Annotated in this window: 17 protein-coding genes; 11 read left to right on the top strand and 6 right to left on the bottom strand. The window is 72.2% G+C overall.

Annotation, left to right across the window (positions count from 1 at the left end; all coding sequences use genetic code 11):
- The first annotated feature begins 94 nt into the window (after positions 1–94).
- Positions 95–700 (top strand): class I SAM-dependent methyltransferase, encoded by a 606-nt coding sequence (locus ACTHJJ_RS03600; RefSeq protein ID WP_440301567.1) that lies wholly within the window; start codon positions 95–97, stop codon positions 698–700.
- Here the strand turns inward: ACTHJJ_RS03600 and ACTHJJ_RS03595 are convergent.
- On the bottom strand, positions 686–1,636 hold the full coding sequence (locus tag ACTHJJ_RS03595) for a MerR family transcriptional regulator (RefSeq protein ID WP_440301566.1): 951 nt from the start codon (positions 1,634–1,636) through the stop codon (positions 686–688). The two genes, ACTHJJ_RS03600 and ACTHJJ_RS03595, sit on opposite strands and share 15 nt — an antisense overlap.
- A gap of 10 nt (positions 1,637–1,646) precedes the next feature.
- On the bottom strand, positions 1,647–2,084 hold the full coding sequence (locus tag ACTHJJ_RS03590; protein ID WP_440301565.1) for an SRPBCC family protein: 438 nt from the start codon (positions 2,082–2,084) through the stop codon (positions 1,647–1,649).
- A gap of 86 nt (positions 2,085–2,170) precedes the next feature.
- Between ACTHJJ_RS03590 and ACTHJJ_RS03585 the strand changes: the two genes are divergently transcribed.
- Genes ACTHJJ_RS03585 through ACTHJJ_RS03555 form a run of 7 tightly spaced genes read left to right on the top strand, consistent with a single transcriptional unit; the run spans position 2,171 to position 9,800 of the window.
- On the top strand, positions 2,171–3,439 hold the full coding sequence (locus tag ACTHJJ_RS03585; protein WP_440301564.1) for an NAD(P)/FAD-dependent oxidoreductase: 1,269 nt from the start codon (positions 2,171–2,173) through the stop codon (positions 3,437–3,439).
- A gap of 5 nt (positions 3,440–3,444) precedes the next feature.
- Positions 3,445–4,188 carry a DUF1365 domain-containing protein gene (locus ACTHJJ_RS03580; RefSeq protein WP_440301563.1) on the top strand — a complete coding sequence of 248 codons (744 nt, stop codon included), beginning with the start codon at positions 3,445–3,447 and terminating at the stop codon, positions 4,186–4,188.
- Complete coding sequence (locus ACTHJJ_RS03575; RefSeq protein ID WP_440301562.1) at positions 4,185–5,483, top strand: class I SAM-dependent methyltransferase; 1,299 nt, start codon at positions 4,185–4,187, stop codon at positions 5,481–5,483. The genes ACTHJJ_RS03580 and ACTHJJ_RS03575 overlap by 4 nt, the downstream gene beginning before the upstream one ends.
- Positions 5,480–6,250: an SDR family NAD(P)-dependent oxidoreductase gene (locus ACTHJJ_RS03570; protein WP_440301561.1), complete on the top strand. Its 771-nt coding sequence runs from the start codon at positions 5,480–5,482 to the stop codon at positions 6,248–6,250. Before ACTHJJ_RS03575 ends, ACTHJJ_RS03570 begins: the two co-directional genes overlap by 4 nt.
- Positions 6,247–7,593 carry a cryptochrome/photolyase family protein gene (locus tag ACTHJJ_RS03565; protein WP_440301560.1) on the top strand — a complete coding sequence of 449 codons (1,347 nt, stop codon included), beginning with the start codon at positions 6,247–6,249 and terminating at the stop codon, positions 7,591–7,593. The genes ACTHJJ_RS03570 and ACTHJJ_RS03565 overlap by 4 nt, the downstream gene beginning before the upstream one ends.
- Positions 7,590–8,315 (top strand): CPBP family intramembrane glutamic endopeptidase, encoded by a 726-nt coding sequence (locus ACTHJJ_RS03560; protein ID WP_440301559.1) that lies wholly within the window; start codon positions 7,590–7,592, stop codon positions 8,313–8,315. The genes ACTHJJ_RS03565 and ACTHJJ_RS03560 overlap by 4 nt, the downstream gene beginning before the upstream one ends.
- 6 nt (positions 8,316–8,321) lie before the next feature.
- Positions 8,322–9,800, top strand: a complete 1,479-nt coding sequence (locus ACTHJJ_RS03555) for a tryptophan-rich sensory protein (RefSeq protein ID WP_440301558.1) — start codon at positions 8,322–8,324, stop codon at positions 9,798–9,800.
- Between the two features lie 66 nt (positions 9,801–9,866).
- On the opposite strand, the gene ACTHJJ_RS03550 is transcribed toward ACTHJJ_RS03555, so the two are convergent.
- Both ACTHJJ_RS03550 and ACTHJJ_RS03545 read right to left on the bottom strand, forming a co-directional pair.
- Positions 9,867–10,214, bottom strand: a complete 348-nt coding sequence (locus ACTHJJ_RS03550) for a hypothetical protein (RefSeq protein WP_440301557.1) — start codon at positions 10,212–10,214, stop codon at positions 9,867–9,869.
- Positions 10,215–10,352: 138 nt separating this feature from the next.
- On the bottom strand, positions 10,353–10,616 hold the full coding sequence (locus ACTHJJ_RS03545; protein ID WP_440301556.1) for a hypothetical protein: 264 nt from the start codon (positions 10,614–10,616) through the stop codon (positions 10,353–10,355).
- A 134-nt stretch (positions 10,617–10,750) separates the two neighbouring features.
- Here ACTHJJ_RS03545 and ACTHJJ_RS03540 point away from each other — a divergent pair, with 134 nt between their 5' ends.
- Genes ACTHJJ_RS03540 through ACTHJJ_RS03530 form a run of 3 tightly spaced genes read left to right on the top strand, consistent with a single transcriptional unit; the run spans position 10,751 to position 17,028 of the window.
- Complete coding sequence (locus ACTHJJ_RS03540) at positions 10,751–11,047, top strand: hypothetical protein (RefSeq protein WP_440301555.1); 297 nt, start codon at positions 10,751–10,753, stop codon at positions 11,045–11,047.
- A 22-nt stretch (positions 11,048–11,069) separates the two neighbouring features.
- Positions 11,070–15,293 (top strand): HAD-IC family P-type ATPase, encoded by a 4,224-nt coding sequence (locus tag ACTHJJ_RS03535; protein WP_440301554.1) that lies wholly within the window; start codon positions 11,070–11,072, stop codon positions 15,291–15,293.
- A gap of 7 nt (positions 15,294–15,300) precedes the next feature.
- On the top strand, positions 15,301–17,028 hold the full coding sequence (locus tag ACTHJJ_RS03530; RefSeq protein WP_440301553.1) for a SulP family inorganic anion transporter: 1,728 nt from the start codon (positions 15,301–15,303) through the stop codon (positions 17,026–17,028).
- An 85-nt stretch (positions 17,029–17,113) separates the two neighbouring features.
- On the opposite strand, the gene ACTHJJ_RS03525 is transcribed toward ACTHJJ_RS03530, so the two are convergent.
- Both ACTHJJ_RS03525 and ACTHJJ_RS03520 read right to left on the bottom strand, forming a co-directional pair.
- A complete protein-coding gene (locus ACTHJJ_RS03525; protein ID WP_440301552.1) occupies positions 17,114–18,994 on the bottom strand; it encodes a hypothetical protein in 1,881 nt (626 codons plus the stop codon).
- A gap of 1,066 nt (positions 18,995–20,060) precedes the next feature.
- A partial coding sequence (locus tag ACTHJJ_RS03520; protein ID WP_440301551.1) for a response regulator transcription factor occupies positions 20,061–20,250 on the bottom strand: 190 nt, incomplete at its 5' end.

Here is a 20,250-nt window from a genome sequence, read left to right as displayed (position 1 = left end):
CGCGACCCCAGCCGCGTTGTGCCCGGAAGGGGTATGCCGCTGAGCCGGCTCCCACCGCCTCCCTCCGTCGGTGGGCGGTTGCGACAATGGCGCCATGGTGGAGCAGAGCCTCTGGACCCAGAAGATCACGGCCGATCCCGGACACTCGGACTGGTACATCGAGCGCTTCCGAGCGATGGCCGGCGCCGGTGAGGACCTCGCAGGCGAGGCCAGACTCGTGGACACCCTGGTCTCCCGGCGCGCCCGGATCCTCGACGCCGGGTGCGGACAGGGGCGGACCGGCGCCTACCTGCACTCCGTCGGACACGACGTCGTCGGGGTCGACGGCGACGCCAAGCTCATCGCGGCCGCGGAGCAGGACCATCCCGGACCGCGGTGGATCGTCGGAGACCTCGCCGAGCTGGACCTGCCGGCCCGGGGCATCGCCGAGCCGTTCGACGCGATCGTCAGCGCCGGGAACGTCATGGCGTTCCTGGCGCGGAGCACGCGCGTGCCAGTGCTCGAGCGGCTGCACGCCCACCTCGCCCCGGAAGGCCGGGCGGCGATCGGGTTCGGCGCCGGACGCGGCTACGAGTTCGCCGAGTTCCTGCGGGATGCCACCCGCGCGGGCTTCGAGCCGGACCTGCTGCTGTCGACCTGGGACCTGCGCCCGTTCACCGACGACTCGACGTTCCTCGTCGCCCTACTACGACGAGCCTGATCTCGTGACCGGTCGGGACGCCGTGGTCAAAGCGGCGGCCAGCGCGGCGGCGGCCCCACCGATGTCATGGCCGAGACGCACCGCCTCCTCAGGGGCGTGGTCCTGCCCGCTGCCGCCGACGGCGACGAGCAGGTCGGGATGACCCTCTCGCAGCGCGGCGACGACCGCGGCGACGGGCGCAGCGTCGCTGAGAGTCGGGATGGCGAGCACGACAGCGGCCGGGTTGCGGTCCCCGACCGCGCTCACCCAGTCGGCGACGGGCAGGTCTGCGCCGAGGTAGCCGGTCGCCAGCCCCCTGCGCCGCGCCGCCACCGCGAAGGCCAGCAGCCCGAGCTCATGACGGCCGCCCGGGGCCAGTCCCATCAGCACCCTGGCGCCCGTGGCGAAGGTCGCGGCGGCCTCGTAGGCCGCAGCCAACCGCCGCAGCACCGCGTTCGACACGAAGTGCTCACCCGCGACGCTGATCCGACCGGTCACCCATGCCTCGCCAACGGCGTCCATCGCCGGGAGGAGGTGGTGGTCGACGACGGACTCGAAGGTCCCGACAGCGAACATCTCGTCGAGGACCGCCGACAGGGCTGCGGCATCGAGGGCGGCGGCCGCGTCGACGAGCGCGCCCGTGAAGGCGCCCGGTGAGCGGTCGGCGGCCGGCGTGGCCATGACGTCGGGAACCGGGGCCAGGCTCGCTCCTGCAGGCGCCTCCGCCTCGGCGACTGCCTCGAGCCGCCGGGTCGCCTCGCCCGCGGCCAGGCTGGGGGTCCACCCGTCCGCCACGAGTTGCGCCATCAGGGTGAGGGCGCGCACGTCGTCCTCGGCGTACAGCCGGTAGCCACCCTCGCTCCGGGTCGGCGACACGACGCCGTAGCGACGCTCCCAGGCGCGCAGCGTCGCGGCACTGATCCCGACCCGCTCGGCTGCGCGCTTGATCGTGTACATCGGGCACAGCCTAGGCGCCGAGTCGGTCGAGGCACTCGTACAGGCCGCGCTCGGCCTCGTCCCCGAGCCGGCGAAGGGCTGGCGCGAACAGTGGGGCCACGAGCCGGGCGAAGCCCTTGAAGGAGAAGGCGGCTCGATAAGTCACCCTCGTGCCGCCGCTTGGTGTCTGCGCGAAGGTGATCGTGTCGTCGGCCAGGACGGAGCGGTTCTCACCCCGGAGATGGACCACCCTGCCAGGCACGAACCGCTCGACCACATAGGTCAGCTGGGTCTCGCGCCCCAGGAAGCGCGAGGTGTTGCGGTACGTCGTGCCGATGCCGCCGTCACCGCGCACCCGGGTGGTGCGGACCGTGCCCGGGTCCCACTCGGTGGTCGTCGTGAAGTCGGCGAGATAGCGGAAGACGGCCCCGGGCGGGGCAGCGGTGGTGACCGTGCGCTCGATCTCCATAACATTCTCCAAACCTTTGACAATCCTTGTACAGAGATTCTAGGCTCGAGAACGTCGCCGCAGCACCAGGAGGATCGAGGATCGACATGGCAGCACCCACCCGGCCGAGCGCCGCGGTCGTCGGGTCAGGAGTGGCCGGGCTGACGGCGGCCCACCTGCTCTCGCGGACCCACGACGTGACTCTCTACGAGGCCGACCACCGGCTGGGGGGACACGCTCACACCCACGACATGCCGAGCACCTCCGGGGAGCCGATGCAGGTGGACAGCGGCTTCATCGTGATGAACGACCGCACGTATCCGCACCTGCTGCAGCTCTTCCACGAGCTGGGCGTCGAGACCCGGCCGACCGAGATGAGCATGAGCATCACGTGCGAGCAGTGCGGCCTCTCCTACGCGGGAGGGAGGGGTATCGGCGGCATCCTCGCCCAGCCGGGGCGGGTGGCCGACGCCCGCTTCCTCGGCCTGCTCCGGCAGGTCCCCAGGTTCCACCGGGACGCTCGCCGCCTGCTCGCCGCCGGCTCCGGCGATCCGACCTGGTCGGCGTTCCTCGAGAGGGGCGGCTACACCGACTACTTCATCCGGCACTTCGCGATGCCGCTCGTCGCCTGCGTGTGGTCGTGCGGCGAGCGCGACGCCGGCACGTATCCCGCACGTCACCTCTTCCGGTTCCTCGACCACCACGGAATGCTGAGGATCACCGGCTCCCCGACCTGGCGCACGGTCGTCGGTGGATCTCGCAGCTACGTCGACCGCCTCGTGGCGCAGCTGCCCGACGTGCGCACCGGACGCCGGGTCACCGCGGTGGAGCGGCACGACGACGGGGTCGACGTCCGCACGGCTATCGAGCCGCCGACCCGATATGACCGGGTCGTCGTCGCGACCCACGCTGATCAGGCTCTCGAGCTGCTGGCCGACGCCACCCCCGAGGAGAAGTCTGATCTCGCCGCAATCACCTACTCGCGCAATGAGACCTGGCTCCACCGTGACTCGTCCCTCCTGCCCGAGCGCCAGCGTGCCCGCGCGTCGTGGAACTACCGGATCCCCACCTGCGGGGGCGGCTCGGACAAGGTGGTCGTCAGCTACTGGATGAACCGCCTCCAAGGCCTCACCGACGAGCGGGACCACGTCGTCACCCTCGGCGCGACCGATCGCGTCGACCCGGACACGGTCACCGCCCGCATGAGCTACACGCATCCCGTCTTCACGGCCGAGGCGGTGGCCGCCGCTCGCCGGCTCAGCACCGCCGGCGGCGAGCGCCTCGCCTTCGCCGGAGCCCATCTCGGATGGGGCTTCCACGAGGACGGGTGCCGCTCCGGGGTCGCGGCAGCGCGCAGGTTCGGGGTCGTGTGGTGAGCCGGGTGGACCCGCCCGACGTCCCCGCCCTCGTGGTGGGCGCGGTCAGCCACACCCGCGGCCATCCCATCCGGCACGCGTTCACGCACCGGACCTACCAGTGGCTCGTCGACCTCGACGCCCTCCCCGAGCTGCCTCGGTGGCTCCAGCCCCTCGCGCGCTTCGACGCCGCGGATCACCTCGACGGCGGCCGCCTGGGCGGTGGCATCCGCGCCGACCTCGAGCGCTTCCTCGCGCGCCGCGGCACCCGCTTGGAGCCCACCGACCGCGTCCTCATGTTGGCCAACGCGCGCATCCTGGGCCACGTCTTCGACCCGCTCACCGTCTTCTGGTGCCTGGCCGCCGACGGCAGGGTGCGCGCCGTCGTCCTCGAGGTGCACAACACCTATGCAGAGCGGCACGCCTACGTGCTCGACCTCGACGAGCGCGGGTGGACCCGCGTCGAGAAGGCGTTCTACGTCTCCCCCTTCAACGACGTGTCCGGCACGTATGACGTCCGTCTGCGCCTCGGTCCGCAGCTCGTCAGCGTCTCGGTCGGTCTCGACCGAGCGGGGACCCGGGTGCTCACGGCGACGAGCCGAGGAGTGCCCCAGCCGGCCACGCGCGCCGCTCTCCTCCGGGTCGCCGCCACCCACGTGCTCATGCCGCAGCGCGTCACGGCCCTCATCCGACTTCACGGCATCCGGCTCTGGCTGCGCCGCCTGCCCGTCCTACCCCGTCCGTCCCACCCGAAGGAGGCCGTGCGATGACCGCGGACTCGTCCACCATCCCCGTCCCCCGCCCCGCAGAGCGGGCGCCACTTCTCGGTGCACCCGCGCAGGTCGCCCGGGCACTCCTGCGGACCACAGCCGGTCGGGTGCCCGTCGACATCGCCCTGCCGGACGGCACGCTGCTCGGCTCACCCACCCGGCGCGGCCGATCCGAGCGCACCTGCGGCACACGGTCGTCCGATGACCGCCCCGGCATCGAGCTCGTCCGGCCGGAGGACTTCTACCGCCGCCTGGCGCGAGACCCGAAGGTCGGCATCGGCGAGGCCTACACCGCGGGCGAGTGGCGACCAGCACCGGGCACCGACCTCGCCGACGCCCTCACGCCGTTTGCCGAGAGGGTCTCCACCCTCCTCCCGGGCTGGCTTCTCCGGCTCCGCCGCCTGGTCGACCAGCCGATCCCCGCCACCCAGCTCGGCTCCCGGACCGACACCCAGCCCAACATCGCTGCGCACTACGACCTCAGCAACGACCTCTTCGCCGCGTTCCTCGACCCGACCCTGACCTACAGCTGCGCGCTCTTCGACCGGGACCGGGCGCTCGCCGAGCAGGACCTCGCCGACGCCCAGCAGCGCAAGATCCAGACGGTCCTCGACCTCGCGAGGGTCCGTCGAGGCACCCAGCTGCTCGAGATCGGGACGGGGTGGGGCACCCTCGCCATCGAGGCGGCCCGGCGCGGCGCCACCGTCAGGACCGTCACCCTGTCGGTCGAACAGGCCCACCTCGCCCGGGAGCGCATCGCGGCGGCGCGCCTCTCCGACCGCGTCGAGGTGGTGGTGCAGGACTACCGCGACATCCCGGGCAGCTACGACGCGATCGTCAGCGTCGAGATGATCGAGGCGGTCGGCGAGCGGTACTGGCCCGATTACTTCACGACACTGGCCCGGCTGGTGCGCCCCCGCGGAGCCATCGCGCTGCAGTCGATCCTCATGTCGCACGACCGCTACCTCGCCACCCGACACTCCTACGGCTGGATCCAGAAGCACATCTTCCCCGGCGGCATCATCCCGTCCTCGAGGGCCGTCGAGCAGCACGCGAGCGCCGCCGGCCTGCGCCTCACCCGGCAGCACGCCTTCGGCGCCGACTACGCCGAGACGCTGCGCCGGTGGCGGACGAGCTTCCTGGCGGCCTGGCCGTCGATCCGCTCCGAGAGGTTCGACGAGGACTTCCGCCGCACCTGGGAGTTCTACCTCGCCTACTGCGAGGCCGGCTTCCGGGCCGGCTACCTCGACGTCGCCCAGCTCCGCCTCGAGCCGACGGACGGGACCGCCCGGTGAGGCGGCACCGGAACGCCCTGGCCGGGCGGCGATGCTGGGTCGTCGGCGCCTCGAGCGGGATCGGGGCGGCCCTCGCGACCGAGCTCGTCTCCCGCGGGGCGCACGTCGCGGTCAGCGCCAGGCGCGAGGACCGGCTCGAGGAGGTGGCCCGCGGAGGCATGCTCGTCGTGCCCTGCGACGTGACCGACTCCGCACGGACCGCAGCAGCCGCCAGCACCGTGCGGGAGCGCCTCGGCGGACCGGACCTCGTCGTGTGGAGCGCGGGGACCTGGGAGCGGTTCGTCGCCCTGGACTGGGACCGAGAGGCGTTCGCTCGTCAGGTGGAGGTCAACCTGCTCGGCCTCAACAACCTGCTTGCGGTCGTGCTGCCGCAGATGGTCCGGTCCCGTTCCGGCCACCTCGTCGGTGTCGCCTCGGTGGCCGGCTACCGCGGCCTCGCAGGCGCCGAGGCGTACGGCGCGACCAAGGCCGCCCAGCTCCATCTCCTGGAGTCACTGCGCGCCGCCCTGTCGCACCGCGGGGTGCGGGTGACAACCGTGTCGCCCGGCTTCGTGCGTACGGAGATGACGGCGGGGAACACCTTCCCAATGCCCTTCCTCATCGGCCCGGAGGCCGCCGCCCGCGCCATCGCCGACGGCCTCGAGCGCGGCCACCACGAGGTCGTCTTCCCGCTGCCGATGGCCGTGCTGATGAAGGTCGCCGCCGTCCTGCCCGTGCGTGCCTGGGACCGCGTGGCCGCCCGGCTCGCCGCGTCCGGCGGGTCATGACGACGAGCGTGATGTGGTTCCGCCGAGACCTGCGTCTCGGCGACCACCCGGCCCTGCTCGCCGCGGCGACCGCCGACCGGGTTCTCCCCCTGTTCGTCCTCGACCCGGCACTGCTGGCGTCCGGCGGGGCGCGGACCGCCCGCCTCGCGGGATCCCTCGCCGCGTTGCACACGGAGACTGACGGCGCGCTCGTCATCCGCTCCGGCGACCCGGTCGCGGTCGTCCCCGCGGTCGCGGCCGAGGTCGGCGCACGCGAGGTGCACGTCTCGCGGGAGTCGACACCGTACGGGCGCCGCCGCGACGAGGGGGTGGCCGACCGACTCCGGGCGGACGGCGCGTCGCTCGTCGCGACCGGCAGCCCGTATGCCGCTGGGCCGGGTTCCGTCCGCACCGGGCAGGGCGGCCCCTACCGGATCTTCACCCCCTTCTCCCGGGCTTGGCGTGCACAGGGCTGGGCCCCGCCCGCCGGCCGCCCCGCCACCCGCTGGCGCACGGGCGTGCCGAGCGAGTCCCTCGACGGGCCAACGGATCTCGCCGAAGTCGGGGAGCGCACCGCACTCGAGCGGTGGGAGGCCTTCCTCGAGGAGGAGCTCACGTCATACGGGCACGATCGCGACCGGCCCGACCTCGACGCCACGAGCCGGATGTCGATCCCCCTGAAGTACGGCGAGGTGCACCCGCGCACCCTGCTCGCCGACCTCTCGCGGCGGCGGTCCGCCGCGACGGCGGGCAGTGTCGATCGGTTCGTCATGGAGCTGGCATGGCGCGAGTTCTACGCCGACGTGCTCTGGCACGACCCCCGCTCCGCCTGGCAGGACTGGCGCGACGAGCTCCGCGGCATGCCCTACGAGGACGAGCCCGGACTCGTCGATGCGTGGCGCAGCGGGCGTACCGGATACCCCTTCGTCGACGCCGGCATGCGACAGCTGCGGGCCGAGGGCTGGATGCACAACCGGCTACGGATGGTGACCGCCAGCTTCCTCGTCAAGGACCTCCACACCTGGTGGCCGGTCGGCGCCCGCCACTTCCTCGAGCACCTGCTCGACGGGGACCTCGCCTCGAACAACCACGGCTGGCAGTGGGTGGCCGGCACCGGGACCGATGCGGCGCCGTACTTCCGGATCTTCAACCCCGTCACGCAAGGACTGCGGTTCGACCCGGACGGCGACTACGTGCGCAGGTGGGTGCCCGAGCTGCGCCACCTGGCCGGTGCCGCCGCCCACGAGCCGTGGCGTCACGCGAGCGGGTATGCGCACGGGTACTCCCAGCGCATCGTCGACCACGCGGAGGAGCGCCGGGAGGCTCTCGCGCGGCTCGCGGAGGCGAAGGGACGACGCCCGTGACCACTCCCGTCTCCGAGCTGCGCCGTTTCCTGACGGCGGCACTCGTCCGGCCGGTCGCCGTCGACCCACCATGGCCGGCGCCCCGGGCGCTGCTGCGGCGGCGGCTCGTGGCGGCCCTGACGCTGCTCGTCGGCGGTGCCGGGCTCGCGATGACCCTGCGGGCCAGCCCCGGTGACCCCGCCTTCTTCCGCCTCGGCTTCGCGCTCGCCGGTGTCTGGATCGTCGGGGCCCTCTGCTCCGGGCCCCTCCACCTGGGATCGGGCCACACCCGGGCCGGAGGGCTCTCCCGCCCGGTAGTGCAGTCGCTCGCCCAGGCGGTGCTGCTGCTTGTCGTCTTCGTCGTGGGCGCACTCGTCGTGGCCCATCTACCGCTGTTGCGCGACCCCGTCCTGTCCCTGTTCGACCACGCCCGCGGCGGCCCGCTCCCGCTCGTCGTCGCCCTCGCCGTCGTCAACGGTGTCGCCGAGGAGCTCTTCTTCCGTGGGGCGCTCCAGTCGGCCCTCCCGCCCCGGCACGCGGTCGCCGGGACGACGGCGCTCTACACGCTCACGACCGTGGGCAGCGGCGTTCCGCTGCTCGTCCTCGCGGCCCTGGCCCTCGGGCTCGTCACCGCCCTGCAGCGACGCGTCACCGGCGGCGTCCTCGGGCCGGCCATCACGCACGTGACGTGGTCGACCGGGATGCTGCTGCTCCTCCCACCCACCCTCAGCCTCGCGAGGTGATTCCTGATGGCCAACCGACCAACCCCCAGAGACGCCACCTCGGGCGGCCCCGGCCCCTCGGCGTCCGAGCCGGCCGCCCTCGGCCGACCCGGCTCACGAGGGACCGCGCTCGTCACCGGGGCCACCGGTTACATAGGGGGCCGCCTCGTGCCGGCGCTGCTGCAGGAGGGATGGAACGTGCGGGTGCTCGCACGCAGGGCCTCCCGGCTGCAGCACGAGCCGTGGCGCGATGCGGTCGAGGTCGTCGAGGGCGACGCCGGCTCACCGGGCGACCTGGACCAGGCGATGTCGGGGGTCCGGGTGGCCTACTACCTGATCCACTCGATGGGCTCCGGCCATGACTTCGCCGAGCGCGACCGGACCATGGCACGCGGCTTCGCCCGGGCCGCGCGGCAGGCGGGGGTGGGCCGGCTCGTCTACCTCGGCGGTCTGCACCCGCGTGGCGAGCAGCTGTCCGAGCACCTGGCGTCACGTCAGGAGGTGGGCCAGATCCTGCTCGGCTCGGGCGTCCCCACCGCCGTCCTGCAGGCAGCCATCGTGCTCGGGACGGGGTCGGTGTCGTTCGACATGCTGCGCCATCTGGCGTCGCGGCTGCCCGTCATGATCGCCCCGCGGTGGCTGCGCAACCGGGTCCAACCGATCGCCGTGGACGACGCGATCCACTACCTCTGCGCCGCGGCGAACCTCCCCGACTCGGTGAGCCGGACCTTCGACATCGGCGGCCCCGACGTCATGACCTATGAGGAGATGCTGCGCCGCTATGCCGAACTGACCGGTCGGGGTCGGCGCCGCATCGCGACGGTGCCGGTGCTCACGCCGCGGCTGGCCAGCCTCTGGATCGGCCTCGTCACGCCCCTGGACACCGGCCTCGCCCGGACCCTCATCGACAGCGTCGTGCACGAGGTCGTGTCCGGGGAGGATGACCTCCGGGAGATCGTCGGTGAGCCGCCAGGAGGCCTGACGACGTTCGACGAAGCGGTCGGCCTGTCGGTGAATGGCAGCGCCCCGGACCGGGGGCCGCGCAACCTCGCCGTCACGTCCGCCGCCACGGTCGCGGCGGCCGTCGCCGGCTCGGTGGCGACGACGACCGGAGCCGGGTGGTACCGGTCCCTCGACCTGCCGCCGTGGCAGCCACCCCAGGCCGCCTTCCCGATCGTGTGGACGGCCCTCTACGCCGACATCGCGACGACCTCGGCGGCGGTCCTCACCGACCTCGAGCGACAGGGCCGGGTACTGGAGGCGCGGGCCTATCGCCGGGCTCTCGTCGTGAACCTCTCCCTCAACACCGCCTGGAGCGTGATCTTCTGGCGGCTGCGCCGGCCCTGGGCGGCCGCGGTCGAGAGTGCCCTGCTCACCGCAAGCGCCGCAGACCTGGCCCGACGGGCCGGTGCCTCCAGCGCTGCCCGCCGCACCCGCCTCCTGCCCTACGCCGGCTGGACCGCGTTCGCGACCGCGCTCACGACGAGCATCGCGCGACGCAACTGAGAAGGGGCCTCCGGCCGGGCGCGATCGGGCTCGACTCGCCGACGCGGTGGCTGGGCCGGCAGTCGGTCAGGCGGTCTGCGCCGATCCCCGAGCGGCCGTCCGCCCGAAGCCGAGCGCGTCCTCTACCCCCCGCCAGGCCTGCTCGGGATCCGTCAAGGTGATCGTCCCCTCACCGTCGCTGCCGACCGGCTTGGCCGCCCCCTTGAGCACTTCGCCGACGAAACGCACCGGCTGGGGGGCGGCCGAGTTCGACAGCATCCGCAGCACAGGGATCGCGGCGATGAAGGCACCGACCGGGGGCTCGATCACCCCGAGGCCGACAGCCGCGGCGATGCCACCGTAGTAGCCCAAGGACTGCGGCACGTCGATCCGGAAGGGACCCACTGAGATCACGATGGCATTGTTGCGGGCCATGGTCCTCACTCCTTCGCCCCTGCCACGTGTGGCGGTACCCAGTCTGTGCTCACCGCAAGCCCCGGCGGCGGGATCGGCGGGGGCAGACAGCACGAGGTGAGGCAGCCGCGGCGGGTGCCGAGGCCACCCGGCGCCACGTCACACCTCCTCGAGCGCAGCCCCGAAATCGTGCATCACCTTGTTGTTGCGCTTCGTCGTCAGGATATGGCCGGCGGCCATGACTCCCGCGACCGGCCAATCGACAAGCCCGGTGACTGCGAGCAGGCCGATACCGCCGAGGAAGGCGAGCTCGTTCGCCGGTGGCAGCTCCAACGTGCCGAGGTACGGGATCCGCACCTGCACGGTGTTGCGTTGCGTGGCTTGTTGCGCTGCCACCCGGCCGCCGCTGGGGGCCTGCTGCACAGTGTCTGAGGGTTCGCTCATCGACTCGTGCCTCCTTGAGTGAAGGGTGCGACCAACAGTGCGCCCTTACCCGAATGCACGCCCCCTGCATGGGTACTTCCTACTGATCCTGATGCAGTTCGGAAGGAGGAGCCATGGCAGGCCCCAACGACAAGACGACGGCCTCCTCGCGGGCAACGAGTGAGAGCCAGCAGGGCGCCGGCCGGGGGCAGCAAGAGGGGATGGCGGGGATGCCGATGCAGCTGTCCCTGCCCGACTCGATCCAGGTCGACCCGAAGCGGCTGCTCTGGTACGGCGGACTGGTGGCCGTCGGTGCCCTCGGCGTGATCGAATGGCCCGTCGTCGCGGCCGTCGGTGCCGGCACCTACGTGGCCGAGCACTTCGCGAAGGACTCGGAGCGCCGGGCCGGGTCCGCGACGACCCCGCAGTAGCGAGCCAGCCAGGGGACACGCCGTGCTCGGGCAGTTCCTCGAGTCGCTGCTCGGCCCGGCGCGCCCTCAGCCGCCCGTCACCCCTCTGACCAGCCCGCCCGTCCCGGCCGACCCCCGTGCCGGTATTCGGCTTCCGGCCCCATCGCAGCGAGTGGTCTCCCTCGGCGCGCTCGTGGCGGACGCGGGCGGACTCGCACTGGCCCTGATCGGGCCTCGGCTGGGCGCGCCGGCTCTGCCGGTGGAGGCCGCCGGCGCCGTCTCGGCGGTGGACACGCTGCCGGTCCTGCGCCGTTCCCTCTCGGAGGCAACCGGGGACGGTGCGCGGACCGACGCCGTCCTTGTGCTTGCCAATGCGCTTGCCCAGGGGCTCGCTCGCGGCATGATCGGCCTCGCTCTCGACGCTGCCTACCGCGTGCTTGCCGTGGACGAGGGCAGCATCGTCGACGCGAGCCGGGCCAGTCGGGTCATGGAGTCGAGTGCCCCAACCGCCGCGGTGGACAGTGGTGCGGACCGGACCCAGGCCGCTCCCGCAGGTCCGCGGCTCCGCCTGTCGAGACCAGACCCCTTGGCCTCCGGCCCGGTCGAGCGCTGGTCCGGCACGGCGGGCTACCTCGCCGCCGCCGGCGGCATCATCGGAGCCGCCGTCGGCGGAAGCGCCCGGACCGGAGCCGCACTCGGGCTCGCAGCCCTCCCCAAGGCCTCTCGGCTCGGCCGCGACGCGTTCGGCGTCTCCCTGACCCGGGTGCTGATGCGGAGGGGCGCGATGGTGACGCATCCCGACGCGTTGCGGCGCCTCGACCGGGTCGGGACAGTGGTGCTCGACGTGGAGGCTCTCGCGACCGGGCGGCACGTCGTCGGCCAGGTCGTGCCGCTGACCGGCGCCGACCCTGTCGAGGTCACGAGCACCGCCTACGAGCTGTTCCACCCGGACGAGCCGTCCAGCCCGAGCGCGCGGGGCGCATGGCAGCTCGGACCGGTCGGTGACCTGCAGCTGACTGGGCCCCGCCGCGCCCGGGAGCGACGGGCCCTCGAGGTGCAGGGGGCGCGGCACATCCTGGGGCTGGCCCGCGAGAACCGGCTCCTAGCGCTGGTCACCGTGGCTCCCGAGCTTCATCCCTCGTTCGAGTCCGTGGTCGCGGCGTGTCACCGCAGCGGATGCCGCCTGGTCGTCGCGACCCAGCCCGGTCAGCCGATGCCGGCGTCGCTCGCCGCGATGGCCGATGCCGAGCGCGCCGGCGGCACCGAGCTGACGAGCACGGTCCAGTCGGAGCAGTCCGACGGAGTGGGCGTGCTCGTCCTGTCCCAACGGCCGGCCGCCCTCGCGGCAGCCGATGTCGCCGTCGGCCTGCGACGGCCGGGCGCCACCTCCCGGCCCCACGCGGACATCCTCGTCGGTGCCGATCTCGACGCCGCCGTCCTCCTGCTCGATGCCTGTGCCTCCGCCCGGACCGTGAGTGCCCGCTCAGCGCTGCTCGCGCAGCTCTCGACCGGTCTCGGCGCTCTCGCCTTCACCACGCGCGGCTCCCAGCCCGCCACGCCGCGGTCCCTGCTCGCGGTCAACCTGGGCGCCCTCGCGGCCTTCGTGCACGGGGTGTGGGCGGCCTACGAACTGGGCCGCAGGCCGCCGGACCCGCCTGTGTCGAGGACGCCCTGGCACCTGATCCCCGTCCCCGTCGTGATCGACCGGCTCGCCACGACGCCGGACGGGTTGAGCACCGCGCAGGCCCGACGTCGTTCCGGTGGCCCGGGGGCCGCCCCGGCGGCGACCGGCATCCTCACGGCCCTCGTCGACGAGCTCGCCAACCCGCTGACCCCGATCCTGGGTGCGGGTGCGGCACTGTCGGCGACGATCGGATCGCTGCTCGACGCCGCCCTCGTCGTGGGCGTGACCCTGGCCGGCGCCCTGCTCGGCGCGGTCCAGCGCCGCAACACCGACCGGGCCCTGCGCACCCTGCTGCTCGAGTCGGCCGTCGTCGCGGTCGTCAGGCGTGATGGTGCGGAGGTGCGCCTCCCGGCCGACGAGATCGTGTCCGGTGACGTCATCGTCCTGAACCCGGGCGACGTCGTCCCCGCGGATGCCCGCGTCGTCGAGGCCGCACACCTCGAGGTCGACGAGTCCTCCCTCACCGGGGAGGCGTTCCCACTCGGCAAGTCCCCCGCCGCTGTGGTCGCGACGTCGCTGGCGGAGCGCAGCTCGATGGTCCACGAGGGCACGACCGTCGTGGCCGGCCGGGCACTCGCCGTCGTCGTCGCGACCGGCGCCTCCACCGAGGCCGGCCGCGCCATGGCCGCGACTCGCACCAGCCGCAAAGCCGGCGGCGTGGAGGCACGGCTGGGTGAGCTGACTCGTGTCACCACCCCGATCACGATCGGGTCGGGAGCCGCGGTCGTCGCCGCCGGGGCGATCCACGGGCAGAGCGCGACGAAGACGATCGGCAGCGCCGTGAGCCTGGCCGTGGCCTCCGTGCCCGAGGGACTGCCCTTCCTCGTCAGCGCGGCGCAGCTGGCCGCCGCTCGCCGACTCTCCCGGCGGGGGGTGCTCGTCCGGCGCCCGCGCACCATCGAGGCGCTCGGGCGAGTCGACGTCCTGTGCTTCGACAAGACGGGCACGCTCACCGAGGGACGTATGGCGCTCACCTCCGTCGCGGCACCCGACGCTCACGCTGTGCCGCTCGAGCGCCTCGGGCCGCCGTTGCGGGCCGTGCTGCGCAGCGCGCTGCGGGCCACCCCCGAGCCGAGGGGGCAGCGGCGGTTGCAGGCGACCGACCTCGCGGTCACGGTCGGAGCCGACGGGGCCGGGGTGGACCGAGCGGGCGAAGCCGATGGTTGGCAACGCCTCGTGGCGCTGCCCTTCGAGCCGTCGCGCCGGTTCCACGCGACCCTCGGGCGGTCCGGCGACACAGTGCTTCTCGAGGTCAAGGGCGCCCCCGAAGAGATCCTCGGCAGGTGCGACCGGGTGCGGTCGCGCAGGGGCTCCCCCACCCTCGACGGGACGCGTCTCGAGAAGCTGCAGCACCAGGTGGGCGCGCTCGCTGCGGAAGGCCACCGAGTCCTCGCCGTGGCGGAGCGGACCGCCAGGGCGGCGACGGTGCTGCGCGAGAAGGATGTCGACGGACTCGTCCTCATCGGGCTGCTCGCCCTCACCGACCCGGTCCGAGCGGCCGCCGGTACCTCCGTGGACTCGCTGCGTCAGGCAGGCACGCAGATCGTCATGATCACCGGCGACCACCCGAGGACCGCCGGCCGGGTGGCCGACGAGCTCAACCTCCTCGACGGCCGACGCGTCGTGACCGGGGCGGAGCTCGACGAGCTGGACGACGAGGCTCTGGACGAGCTGCTGCCGTCCGTGGCCGTGGTCGCGAGGGGCGCCCCGACCCACAAGGTCAGAGTCGTGCAGGCCTTCCAGCGGCTCGGCCGGAGCGTTGCCATGACCGGGGACGGCGCCAACGACGCACCGGCCATCCGGCTCGCCGACGTGGGAATCGCCTTGGGAGAGCGGGCGACTCCCGCGGCCAGGGCCGCCGCGGACCTCGTCGTCATCGACGACCGGCTCGAGACCATCATCGCGGCCCTCGTCGAGGGACGCGCGATGTGGGCGTCGGTGCGCCACGCGCTCGGCATCCTCGTCGGCGGGAACCTCGGCGAGGTCGCCTTCACCGTCATCGGGTCCCTGCTCGCCGGGACATCACCGCTCACGGCCCGGCAGATCCTCCTCGTCAACCTCCTGACCGACCTGGCACCGGGTCTGGCCGTCGCGGTCCGCCCGCCCCGCCACTCGAGCGCCGAACAGCTCCTCTCGGAGGGGCCGGAGCGCTCGCTCGGACACGCCCTGACCCTCGACATCGCCTCTCGCGCCGTGACGACCGCGGCAGGTGCCGGACTCGCAACCCTGCTCGGCCGGCTGACCGGCCTCGGCGCCAGCAGGCAGGGCAGTGCCCTCGCCGCCCTGATCGGCACCCAGCTCGCGGAGTCGCTCCTCGTGGCCGGCCCCAGCCGGGCCACGGTGCTGGCCAGCGCCGCGTCCGTCGCCGTCCTCGCCGCCGCCGTCGACATCCCACCGCTCGCCGCATTCTTCGGCACGACCCCTGTGGGGCCCCTTGGCTGGGGCATCGCGGCCCTGGCGGCCATCGGCGTGACCGTCCTGCCTCCCGCCGTGCCGTGGCTCGGTCGCCTCCTCAACCCGACCGCCTCGCTGCAGCCGCCCTCACCAGCCAGGAGCGCGGGTGCGCGGCCGGCCGTCGCGTAGGCGGCCCTTGCTGGCCGACGAGAACGGCCCGCAGCACAGCTCCGCCAGTGGGCCGGCGCGGTATACGGACCATGGCGGCCGTTCCTGGCCGGTCCTCCAGGGCCTCCTGCCCCTCCAGTGGCACCGGTTCCCCGCCGACTTCCTGGCCGGGGTGACCCTGGCCGCGCTCGGCATCCCTGAGGTACTCGGCTACGCCAAGATCGCCGGGATGCCGGTCGTGACGGGCCTCTACACGATCCTGCTGCCGATGGCCCTGTTCGCCCTGCTCGGGTCGTCGCGCCACCTGGTCGTGGGAGCCGACTCGGCCACGGCCGCCATCCTCGCCGCGGGCCTCATCGGCATGGCTGCCGTCGGATCACCGATCTATGCCGCTCTGGCCGGGCTCGCCGCCCTGCTCACCGGCGCGATGCTCCTGCTCGCCCGGCTCATCCGCCTCGGCTTCCTCGCCAACTTCCTCTCCCGGACCGTCCTCATCGGCTTCCTGACCGGCGTCGGCGTGCAGGTCGCCGTCGGCCAGCTACCCGAGATGATCGGCATCCGCGACGGCGGCCAGGGGACCGTCGGCAAGGTTCACGACCTCGTCACCCGGCTCCACACCGTCAACGGACCGACCGTGCTCGTCTCCGCGGCCGTCATCGTCCTCGTCGTCGGGATCCGGCTGCTCACCCGGCGCATCCCGGGGGCCCTGCTCGCCGTCGTCGCGGCCATCATCGTGAGCCGCCTCGCCGACCTGCCGCAGCACGGCGTCGCCGCTCTCGGGGCAGTGCCGCAAGGGCTGCCGCACCTGACGCTCCCCGCCATCGATGCGACGGCCGCCCTGGCACTCCTCGGGACCTCGGTCTCCATGTTCGTCGTCATCCTCGCGCAGAGCTCGGCCACCTCTCGCGCCTACGCGGCGAGGTACGAGGAGGACTTCGACGAGAACGCGGACCTCGTCGGCCTCGGCGTGGCGAACATCGGGGCCGCGTTCACGGGCACGTTCGTGGTCAACGGGAGTCCGACGAAGACCGAGATGGTCGACGGGGCGGGAGGCCGCAGCCAGCTCGCGCAGCTCACCACCGTTGTCGTCGTGCTCGTCGTGCTGCTCTACCTCACCGGGCCGCTCGCCCACCTGCCGCTCGCGGTCCTTGCAACGATCGTCTTCCTGATCGGGGTGGAGCTCATCGACGTGCACAACCTGCGCGGGATCCTCAGGGTGCGCCGCGCCGAGTTCGTCGTCGCCCTGCTCACGACTCTTGCCGTCATCTTCATCGGCGTCCAGTACGCCATCGTCTTCGCGGTGCTCGCGTCGATCGTCGACCACCTGCGGTACAGCTACGACCCCCGCAGCACGGTCCTCGTCCCTGCCGAGCACGGAGAGTGGACCTCGCTACCGGCCTCCCGCGGCGAGCGGACCGCCACGAGCCTCGTCATCTACCGGTTCGGCTCCAGTCTCTACTACGCCAATGCGCACCAGCTGCTCGCCGATGTGACCGCCTTCCTCCGGGACGGCCATCCGCTCACCGTGTTCTGCCTCGATGCGGTCGCGATCGGCGACATCGACTACACCGCCGCCGCAGTGCTTCGCCGGGTCCACCACCAGCTCGCCGCGCGCGGTGCCCGACTCGTGATGTCCGAGGTGGCGCCGCCGGTGCGGGCCGAGCTCAACCGCTACGGGATCACGCAACTCATCGGCGCGGACGCGTTCTACCCGTCGCCGAAGGACGTGGTCAGGGACACTCGAGACACCAGCTGAACGGCATACCGATTGCCCGTGCCCATTCCGGCGGATGGGCACGGGCGACGACAGGCGGATCCGCCGATGTCAGGACCAGGTTGCGTCAGTGGCGCACGACGAGGGCGTCAATGTGGACGCGCTTGCGGTTAATCGTCCTGATTTTCAGGGTGCCGGTCCGGGTGACGGACTGCGTCGGTAGAAACAGCTCCTGCCGGGTGCGTGTGTTCGGAGAGTAGAGGTTGATCCGGCCAAGCTTGCGTCCGGCGTGGTAGACGTCGAGCGCGCCGCATGTGGCGCAGGTCGTCGCGATGACACTGAAACGCTTGCCTTGTACCGATGTCTTGCTCAGGGTTGCTCCCGCGCGCGTCGTCGTCGTGTAGGTGCCGAACGCATAGGAGCTGGAGCCGGCACGGGTCCATCCACTCGAGGCTGACAAACGGCGGTCATCCAGTGCGGCGACCGTGCAGCGCTCGGGGCTCCACACACCGAGGTTGCCGACCTTGTCGCGCGCGCGGACCGAGAAGCAGTACTGGTTGCCTTGGGTAAGGGCGATGGTCGCGGACCGCGACGTGAGGCCCTGCAGGTTCGTCGGGTAGGTGTAGGGCCCGAAGCCTGCTGAGAGACGGGCGGTGCGGAGCCGAACATCATGGCTCTTGACTCCCGCGCCCCCCTCGTCGGTCGAGGTCCAGGCAAGACGCATACTCGAGGCGAGCTGGGTGGGGCTCAGTGCCGTGACGGCTGCCTTGGGCGCGATGCCATCGACCCGCCAGGTGAGCGACTTCTGGGCCGACACGTGCCCGACGGGATCGGTGACTCGGACGTAGGCGACGTTCGTGCCGACGCTCAGGCCGGACAGCGCCCAGGAAGCGCCGCAGGCGCTCCACGTGAGGCTCTGGTCGAGCCGACACTGCCGCCTCAGTGATCCGGATGCTGAGTCCGGGTCGGTCGCGCCGACGCTCAGGGTCACCTGTCGTGCTGAGACGGCTGGTCCGGTAATGCTGGCGACCGGTGCGGCGGTGTCGGGAAGGGACCACACAAGGTGATGCCAAGGGCCGATCGCCGAGTTGAGCTCTCGTGCCTGCGAACCGTCGGCATTGGCGATCCATACCGTCGATGCCATGAAGGCGCGGTTCCTGACCCAGGCGACCTTCGTCCCCGTCGGGTCGAAGGTGACATATCGGGTGTCGCCGATGGGCAACGGCATCGTCTTGCTGGCTGTCCCGTCGAGGTTCATCACCCGGATCTCCGAGCCGTTCGTCGGGTAGCTCTTGGTGCTGGAGACGACGAGCTTGCCCTGAGTGGAGACGGTGAACTCATCGGTCTTTTCGGTGTTCGGGATGAGGGTGCGTTTCCCGTCGGTCAGCCGGACTCTCGCGAGCTGCCAGAACTGGTCGTCCATCCCGACGACCTCGGCCCCGGACGGTGCCGGGGTGATCTGCCTGAGGTTCGGCACGCTGACCAGCCTCGCCAGACCCGTCCCGTCCTGGCGGACCGTCCATAGTGAGCGAGATGCTGGCTCCTGCCCGCGCAGCAGCAGGATCCGGCCGTCCGGCAGCCAGGTCGCCTCCATGAGGACTCCCGGGCCCGAGAGCCCGTCACCCAGATCGATGACCGTCGAGCACACCTCGGTCCGGATCGGACAGGTCGACACCCGGTTGTACCACCGCGAGAGCCAGCGGTCCCGAGTCGGGTTGAGCCGCACATCCGCCGTAACGTCCATCGGGCGGGCTCGCGTGCCCGGCGCATCCGTCATCACAAGGCCGCCGGTGGACGCGGAGCCATTCGCCACAATGTCGAAGCTGCCGGGCGCCGGAACCATGGCCGTCACGTCCCGCGACTCGGTCTGGTCGACCGCCACGACAGCCACTGTGTGGCCCGCCAGCGGGGGCAGCAGAAGATGGGTCGTGTCCGGCGAGACCTCACCGAGCTCGGCCCGGCCCCCGCCCGTGACGTCATAGACGCGGTAGAGCCTCGGCCGCTCCATCGCAGGGGTCCACCCAACCCACGAGTTCGCCCGAGATGAGGTTGCCGTCACGTCTCGTGGAGGAGCGACCTCCCGATGAGGCGACAGCGAGAGAGGCACCACCAACGGAGTCGGCGCATCGCCCCGGACCACGAGGTACTCGTCGGCGCCGACGTCGGAGTCCACCTTCGCCCGGACCGTGATGCTGCAGGTGTTCCCCGGGGCGAGCCCGTGGCCCGTGCACGTGTCGGAAACCGGATCGACGCGGAAGACGGGAGAGGCGCTACCCCCCATGCTGGCGCCACTGATCTGCCAAGCCGCCTGACCGTCGTTGCGGATCTGTATGGTGCGCTCCACCGACTGGCCAATGGCCCCGTTTACCAACGCCCTGCGCGGGTTTGCCGACGGAAGGGCAACCGGGTGGTCGGAGTCGTTGATGCGTACCGCGGCGGCAACCTCAGTCGTAGGGCCCTGGCAGTGGCCCGTGAAGTCCGCGACCAGTCGAAGCACCCCCTCAGGCGACCGGTCCGCGACCCTTGTCGACAAGACGCCTTCAGCCCGGCAGGACGATCCAGCGCTGTCGAACGACACGGTGGCTGGGCTGCTGCCCAAGGCGGCCGGAAACTGCAAACCGATCGAAGCGTGGTCGCCAAGGAAGGTTCGGGTGTGGACCCAGATGTAGCCGTCCGGAGCGACTTCGACCTGGGCCGGCCCACCTATCGGCGCCTCGGCAACGAATGGGTACGTCGGTCCTCGGCCAAGCTCATGCTCGGGAACCGTCGGACCCATCACCAGCACCGACGAATCCGCCCCACCTCCGTCGGCGGCCGCCTGGGGAGACGCCAAGGGCGAGGCGGACGCGGCGGGGGCGACAGAGCTTGCAAGGGCCAAGGACACCAGTAGACCAGCCAGCACGACGGTACCCACACCACGACGGCGTGCCAGCATTCGACCGACCTCCCCAGGGTTCGACGCTCAGCGCATCGCGTGGAGCCTACGGCACCGCCGTAGCCGTCGAGACGAAATCGGAACAGAGGGCCGACAACTGAACCGGCAAGACGATGACGGCTCTTTCGTCCACCCTCGTTCAGGGACGGCCGGGGTCGCCGGGGCGCACGAGGCCGGTCTCGTAGGCTGCGACGACCGCCTGGACCCGGTCGCGCAGCCCGAGCTTCGTCAAGATGCGTCCCACGTGGGTCTTGACCGTGGTCTCCGACAAGAACAACTCGGCCCCGATCTCGGCGTTGGACGCGCCTCGGGCCAGGCTGAGGAAGACT

Origin of the sequence: Intrasporangium sp. (genome assembly GCF_051961875.1) — a bacterium.
In the GTDB taxonomy this organism is placed as follows: Bacteria; Actinomycetota; Actinomycetes; order Actinomycetales; family Dermatophilaceae; genus Intrasporangium_A.
This window is presented reverse-complemented; position numbering and strand designations above follow the sequence as displayed.